This window comes from Chryseobacterium sp. RU37D (assembly GCF_900156075.1).
GTDB lineage: Bacteria > Bacteroidota > Bacteroidia > Flavobacteriales > Weeksellaceae > Chryseobacterium.
Window position 1 is genome coordinate 1 of sequence record NZ_FTMM01000056.1, and the last position, 2,673, is coordinate 2,673.

1 protein-coding gene and 1 pseudogene are annotated in these 2,673 nt (G+C 32.3%); both read left to right on the plus strand.

Going from position 1 to position 2,673, the window contains the following annotated elements; genetic code table 11:
- Positions 1-501: pseudogene (locus BW926_RS14445) on the plus strand (hypothetical protein); the annotation flags it as partial.
- Between the two features lie 253 nt (positions 502-754).
- A complete protein-coding gene (locus tag BW926_RS13955) occupies positions 755-2,023 on the plus strand; it encodes a T9SS type A sorting domain-containing protein (RefSeq protein WP_076447947.1) in 1,269 nt (422 codons plus the stop codon).
- Positions 2,024-2,673 lie beyond the last annotated feature (650 nt).

A 2,673-nucleotide genomic window follows, 5' to 3' on the forward strand; every position in this document is an offset into this window, starting at 1 on the left:
AGTGCAGGTACATTAGCTAATGGTTCAGGAAGTTTAGCATATACTATTTCAGGAACACCATCATCATCCGGAACAGCTAATTTTACGGTAAATTTCGGAGGTCAAATATGTACTTTTTCAGTATCAGTTAATGCACCAGCGCCAACATTAAAGTGTGGAGAAGCATATTCTGTTGATTGGGCAGGACATCAAACACCAATAGCATCTCCTAATGGTTTTGTAGGTACTTATAATGGAGGAACATTTTCTTTCCCTATTAAGATACCATATAGTGGAGGTAATGGACAGCCATATGGCACGCAAACTGTTTATTCTTCTCCTTCAGGGTTTGGCGGTATTGGTTTGATTCTACAACAAGGAGTTTTTACTAATGGAAGTGGAAGCATGGATTTAACTATAACCGGAAATATTCCTGCTCATAATAACAATTTGTATTCATCATGGGTAATAAATATTGGCGGAACAAGTTGTACTCTTTCTACAGTATTTATGGGGAAATAATGATTCTACAAACACAAACGATTAAGAATATTGCTGGGTTTGCCAGCAATATTCTTTCTTAATAATAAATCAAGTGGTGATGTATGTTATACAGCTAATAAATTATTTAAAATCGAGATTAGCTATAGCTCCTTTTTATTCATGATTATAATTATGTATTTTATATTAAATAAATACTAGTGAATTAGCAAATAAATACGACATTGGATGCTGCGAAGTGTCCATAATTTTGCCAGCGTTTTAAACAAAGAAAATGAAGAAAATAATTTTACAAAGTTTCGTAGCAATGTTTGTATTGCTGCATTCAAAATCTTTTGGGCAGGTATATCAGCTTGGGGGAAATCCCATAAATACTACCGGATGGGATATTGTACCTTCTGCAGTTCCCGTTAATGACTTTATTCAGTTAACTGCTGACCAGAATACTCAGGTAGGTGGTATAAAGCTCAATGCTCCATTTAATTTAAATTCCTGTAAACAATGGAAAGTCGAATTTGATTTTAGAATTGATGGTAATGGAACATATGCCCATGGAGATGGGGTAGCATTTTGGTATTTGGTCAATCCTCCTTCTTCTTACGCAACAGGTTACGGTCTTGGAATTCCAGACAATGCAGAAGGGCTCATGGTAGCTTTTGATTGCTATAATAATACTAACGATACAGAAATGAGTAAGTTGCATGTTCTGTATGGGAAGAATATCGGTAATATAGAATTCAATAATACACAGGGAAGCACTTTTCATTCTACCAACCTTCAATCTAGCCAGCCTTTTGTTGGATCAAATTATAAACATGTAGAAATTACGGGTAATGTTGATCCATCAAATCCTAATTCTATACTTCTAAAAATTAGCATGGATGGAAACGTAATTTGCAACCAGGCTTTTATTCCTTCAGGAGGAGCCGGATCAATGTCTCAGGGATATTTTGGTTTTTCTGCATCCACAGGATCAGCAACAGCGAGGCATTCTATTAAGAACGTTAAGGTTTTTATATATAAAATTAATCTTTTGCAAGAACAATTGAATGTAAATGCAGCAGCAGGAACTACCAGTATAGATCTTACATCTTACAACAATCAGTTTGTAAGCAATCCTTCAAGCTATACTTTTAATTATTATGCTTATAATATTAGTACAAATGCTGTAACAATGATTGCAAATCCTACCAATTATTTACTCACACAAAATAACTCTGTTATCTTAGTTGAAGTGAAAGATCCTTTAGGAAATATGTGTAGTAATATAGGGCAATTATTGATACAAAGGGCTTCACTGGGAACAAATGATTCTAATATAATTCCAACAAACATATTTCCTAATCCAACAAAAGGAATTATTAATGTAAGCACAGCCAGAAAAATTAAAGCACTAACTGTTTATGATGTTACCGGAAGATTCCTTACGAAAGTATGCAATTCCGACAAAGTAGATATGTCTTCTTATGCGAAAGGAGTATATTATCTTCAGGTAGATTTTATGGAAGGATCATCAATCAGAGAAAAGATTATAAAAGAATAAACATCTTATATATCAATTTTCATAAGTTTGAGCTGTTGTTTTTTTTACTGGTCATTATCTGAAAATTCCCAAATAAATCGGAAAAGAAATTGTTTACATTTATGCAGGACAAATATGATATCATTAATATAAAAGTTTTATATTTTATGAAACTAATAGTTTTTACTTTTGTCCCGTATTATTGAAATATTAGCATATGTCATCTGTAAATATCTTAAATAGTGCGAATAAAGCAAAATTATTTTATGATTCTACAAGTGCAAATTATCAGGTAATTAAGCTGTCTCAAAAGTATCCTTTCTTTTGAATTCCTCTTTGACCTTTGTTTTGGAAAATTCTCTGGGAAGTATTTTTTACCTTTTGAGATGGCTCATTTTTATACACATGCTGAATGTGAATGAAGATAAGTGATTTTATACCATTACAATATAGACTTTGAGCTAATCTGAATATATATAAATAACAGCAAGCATACTTAAATTATTTAAATCAAGATAATTTTCAAATATAATTAAACACTTTTAAGAATGAAAAACTATTATGTAATAGCCTTTCTGGCTATTAACTCTATTGTTTATTCCCAAGTTGGAATAAATACCACCACTCCTCGTGCCACACTGGATATTGTAGCTACGGCAAATAGTACAACA

Bases quoted from the DNA above. Each gene is read 5' to 3' on its own strand.
- BW926_RS13955 (WP_076447947.1), top strand. From the start codon at position 755: ATGAAGAAAATAATTTTACAAAGTTTCGTAGCAATGTTTGTATTGCTG.